Here is a 4,631-nt window from a genome sequence, read left to right as displayed (position 1 = left end):
CCGACCCGAAGGGAAACGCCAAAATAATTAGAAACGTCTATCTTATTAAATTTATGTAAGTTTTAATTAAGATGATTGTAAGTTTCCTTAATTAATTCTTTTGAATATTTACGTTCTAAGCGTCTTAATGTAAAATAGGATCGCGCGTAAGACATCTCTCGAATTTACTTACTTCCAAACTCAAAAAAATCAAACTCAGTCATTACTTTGGCGTTATCTGAATTCGAAAATCTTCTCAACACTATTTTTTCATAGCTGAAGCATATCAATTCGCTTGTATCGGAGAATAATTATTATAGTGCGCCACGCTATCCGTATCGTGATTTCACGTTGCGTTATGGTTTGGTGTGGAGTTTCTTTCTTTAGTTTCTTTTCTTATTCTTATCAAATACGCCTCCATGACTTCCTGCCTTCACTTTTTATGGGTGATTTACTCTCTAATAAGTAGTCCTCTTCAGTTTTCTACCCTGTTATAAAATCCTTTTGCTATAATTCTTTATTAGGATCCCGAATTAGCCATGTATTTCATCGAGTAAATAGCTTTAATTTATTAGGATTGGTATTTTTTAATATTTATTAAGGATGATAGTTCAGTTTAGACACTCTTAATTAAGAATGTTTTAAAATTAATTTAGGGTGTAAGTTATTGGTTTTAAGGAGTTGTAAAAATTAGTTTGCAAATACTTTTAAAAAATGCTTGTAGGGTTAGATAATCGTTCTATATTTGCGCCTCCAAAATCGGGTATAAAAATCGGTTTTACGTTCTTAGAAAGTGTGGTTTAAAAAAAAGATACGATTAATTCGTGTTGAATTAAAAAAGGGTAGTATCTTTGCCCTCCTGAATTTTGGCAACGAAATGTAGGATTAGTTCTTAAGAATCTTTTAGAATGAGGCTTAAAAAAACTTAATTTTTTATTTGTTTGGTAAATAAAAAGATTGTATATTTGCAGCCGCTTTCGCAGAGAGCTACGCACATTGAAAACGAGATGATTTGGTAATAAAAATAAGTTCGATTCCTTAGCATCTAACAAAGAAATTCTCTTGAGAGATAGAGAAAGTTCCTTGACATATTGAATTGACAACGCGTATTATTTAGAGATAAATAATATTTGAATTAAAGACTAGAATAACCATTTTGAGCACTCTGTAAAGAGTAATTAGATTTCCTTATATCGTGGAATATTATAAAAACACTACGATGAAGAGTTTGATCCTGGCTCAGGATGAACGCTAGCGGCAGGCCTAACACATGCAAGTCGAACGGTAACAGCACTTCGGTGGCTGACGAGTGGCGCACGGGTGCGTAACGCGTATGCAATCTGCCTTGTACTGAAGTATAGCCCAGGGAAACTTGGATTAATCCTTCATAGTCTATTTGAGTGGCATCATTTAAATAGTAAAGGTTACGGTACAAGATGAGCATGCGTCCTATTAGCTAGTAGGTGTGGTAACGGCACACCTAGGCTACGATAGGTAGGGTCCTGAGAGGGAGATCCCCACACTGGTACTGAGACACGGACCAGACTCCTACGGGAGGCAGCAGTGAGGAATATTGGACAATGGGCGAAAGCCTGATCCAGCCATGCGCGTGCAGGAAGACGGCCTATGGGTTGTAAACTGCTTTTATATGGGAAGAATAAGGTCTACGTGTAGACTGATGACGGTACCATAAGAATAAGCACCGCTAACTCCGTGCCAGCAGCCGCGGTAATACGGAGGGTGCAAGCGTTATCCGGAATCATTGGTTTAAAGGGTCCGTAGGTGGACTAATAAGTCAGTGGTGAAAGTCTGCAGCTCAACTGTAGAATTGCCATTGATACTGTTAGTCTTGAATTGTTATGAAGTAGCTAGAATATGTAGTGTAGCGGTGAAATGCATAGATATTACATAGAATACCGATTGCGAAGGCAGGCTACTAATAATTGATTGACACTGATGGACGAAAGCGTGGGGAGCGAACAGGATTAGATACCCTGGTAGTCCACGCCGTAAACGATGGTTACTAGCTGTCCGGCTCGATTGAGAGCTGGGTGGCCAAGCGAAAGTGATAAGTAACCCACCTGGGGAGTACGTTCGCAAGAATGAAACTCAAAGGAATTGACGGGGCCCGCACAAGCGGTGGAGCATGTGGTTTAATTCGATGATACGCGAGGAACCTTACCAGGGCTTAAATGTAGTCTGACAGATTTGGAAACAGATTTTTCTTCGGACAGATTACAAGGTGCTGCATGGTTGTCGTCAGCTCGTGCCGTGAGGTGTCAGGTTAAGTCCTATAACGAGCGCAACCCCTGTTGTTAGTTGCCATCGAGTAATGTCGGGAACTCTAACAAGACTGCCAGTGCAAACTGTGAGGAAGGTGGGGATGACGTCAAATCATCACGGCCCTTACGTCCTGGGCCACACACGTGCTACAATGGTAGGTACAGAGAGCAGCCACGTCGCAAGGCGGAGCGAATCTATAAAACCTATCACAGTTCGGATCGGGGTCTGCAACTCGACCCCGTGAAGCTGGAATCGCTAGTAATCGCATATCAGCCATGATGCGGTGAATACGTTCCCGGGCCTTGTACACACCGCCCGTCAAGCCATGGAAGCTGGGGGTACCTGAAGTCCGTCACCGCAAGGAGCGGCCTAGGGTAAAACCGGTAACTGGGGCTAAGTCGTAACAAGGTAGCCGTACCGGAAGGTGCGGCTGGAACACCTCCTTTCTAGAGCTTTGCTGCATAGCAGACAAAGCCACGACTATAAGGAAAGAAAAGTTCGAATACTTATTTTAGTTTTTAATGTTGTTGATTCAAGATATTTTTCGATTGATGGCTCACTTTAAGTAGTGAGTCATTCGATTGATCAATAAAGGACAGTCTCATAGCTCAGCTGGTTAGAGCGCTACACTGATAATGTAGAGGTCGGCAGTTCGAGTCTGCCTGAGACTACTATGTGCTAAGGCACATATATGTTTTAGGTTATAAGCTTGAGACGTTAGTTCATAAGAAATATATTGAAGGAAATTTTTAGAGGTTGAGTAGCCGTTATAAGTACTGTTAACTAATAACTGTTAACTATCTTTTAAATAATGGGGGATTAGCTCAGCTGGCTAGAGCGCCTGCCTTGCACGCAGGAGGTCATCGGTTCGACTCCGATATTCTCCACCAGGCAATGCCTGGAGGTATGAAATAGTATCTTCAGAGCTTGCGGTGAGTAGCATAGATGATTTGATTGTCTATCGCGACTCGCGATCGTTCATTGACATATTGGGAAATAATAAGAATACGAGAGAAACAAATTTTTAGTTAGCTAGTAATAGTTAATTATATATTATAGATAGAACTCATTAGAATACAAAAGAATACAAGGCTTGGTAGCAATACCTAAGTCCTTATAAGAGCAAGAAGTACAATAAGCTAAATAAGGGCGTATGGGGAATGCCTAGGCTCTCAGAGGCGAAGAAGGACGTGATAAGCTGCGAAAAGCTGCGGGGATTGGCACATACAAATTGATCCGCAGATATCCGAATGGGCAACCCACTATACTGAAGGTATAGTATCCGCAAGGAGGCAAACCCGGGGAACTGAAACATCTAAGTACCCGGAGGAAGAGAAAACAAAAGTGATTCCGATAGTAGCGGCGAGCGAACTCGGATTAGCCCAAACCGGAATTGTTACGGCAGTTCCGGGGTTGTAGGACCACGACATTTTATGCATAATGAATTAGAACACTTTGGAAAGAGTGGCCATAGACGGTGATAGCCCGGTATAGGTAAAGAATGTTATAGATAGTGGTATCCTGAGTAGTGCGGGGCACGTGAAACCCTGTATGAATCTGGCGGGACCATCCGCTAAGGCTAAATACTCCTGAGAGACCGATAGTGAACCAGTACCGTGAGGGAAAGGTGAAAAGAACCCTGAACAAGGGAGTGAAATAGATCCTGAAACCATACGCCTACAAGCGGTCGGAGCGGCGCAAGCTGTGACGGCGTGCCTTTTGCATAATGAGCCTACGAGTTACTTTATCTAGCAAGGTTAAGATGTTCAGCATCGGATCCGTAGCGAAAGCGAGTCTGAATAGGGCGCATAAGTTAGGTTGAGTAGACGCGAAACCGTGTGATCTACCCTTGGGCAGGTTGAAGCTGTGGTAACACATAGTGGAGGACCGAACCCGTTGACGTTGAAAAGTCTTGGGATGACCTGAGGGTAGGGGTGAAAGGCCAATCAAACTCGGAAATAGCTCGTACTCCCCGAAATGCATTTAGGTGCAGCGTTGATTTATAGTTTTATAGAGGTAGAGCTACTGATTGGATGCGGGGGCTTCACCGCCTACCAATTCCTGACAAACTCCGAATGCTATAAAATGTTGATCAGCAGTGAGGGCATGGGTGCTAAGGTCCATGTCCGAGAGGGAAAGAACCCAGACCATCAGCTAAGGTCCCCAAATGTATGTTAAGTTGAAAAAACGCGGTTGAACTGCCCAGACAGCTAGGATGTTGGCTTGGAAGCAGCCATTCATTTAAAGAGTGCGTAACAGCTCACTAGTCGAGCGGTTCGGCATGGATAATAATCGGGCATAAACATACTACCGAAGCTATGGATTTGACATTAATTTGTCATCTGGTAGGGGAGCATTGTAACAAAGTT

General features: G+C 42.8%; 1 protein-coding gene, 2 tRNA genes and 2 rRNA genes (1 of these 5 cut by a window edge). All 5 read left to right on the top strand.

The genetic code is table 11. From position 1 onward, the window contains the following. Positions 1 to 255 precede the first annotated feature (255 nt). Entirely contained in the window at positions 256 to 366 is a 111-nt protein-coding gene (locus tag P164_RS19105) for a putative porin (protein ID WP_117434312.1), read from the top strand. An 829-nt stretch (positions 367 to 1,195) separates the two neighbouring features. Continuing rightward, positions 1,196 to 2,708: ribosomal RNA gene (locus tag P164_RS08155) — 16S ribosomal RNA — on the top strand. A gap of 151 nt (positions 2,709 to 2,859) precedes the next feature. Further along, positions 2,860 to 2,933 (top strand) — tRNA-Ile (locus P164_RS08150). Between the two features lie 142 nt (positions 2,934 to 3,075). Then, positions 3,076 to 3,152 (top strand) — tRNA-Ala (locus P164_RS08145). A gap of 243 nt (positions 3,153 to 3,395) precedes the next feature. After that, positions 3,396 to 4,631 (top strand): 23S ribosomal RNA (locus P164_RS08140); it runs 1,593 nt beyond the window's last position. The 16S and 23S rRNA genes sit together here with 2 tRNA genes alongside, the layout of an rRNA operon.

Source organism: Leeuwenhoekiella sp. MAR_2009_132 (genome assembly GCF_000687915.1).
In the GTDB taxonomy this organism is placed as follows: domain Bacteria; phylum Bacteroidota; class Bacteroidia; order Flavobacteriales; family Flavobacteriaceae; genus Leeuwenhoekiella.
Note: the sequence above shows the minus strand (reverse complement) of the source record. Positions and strands in the feature narration are given on the sequence as shown.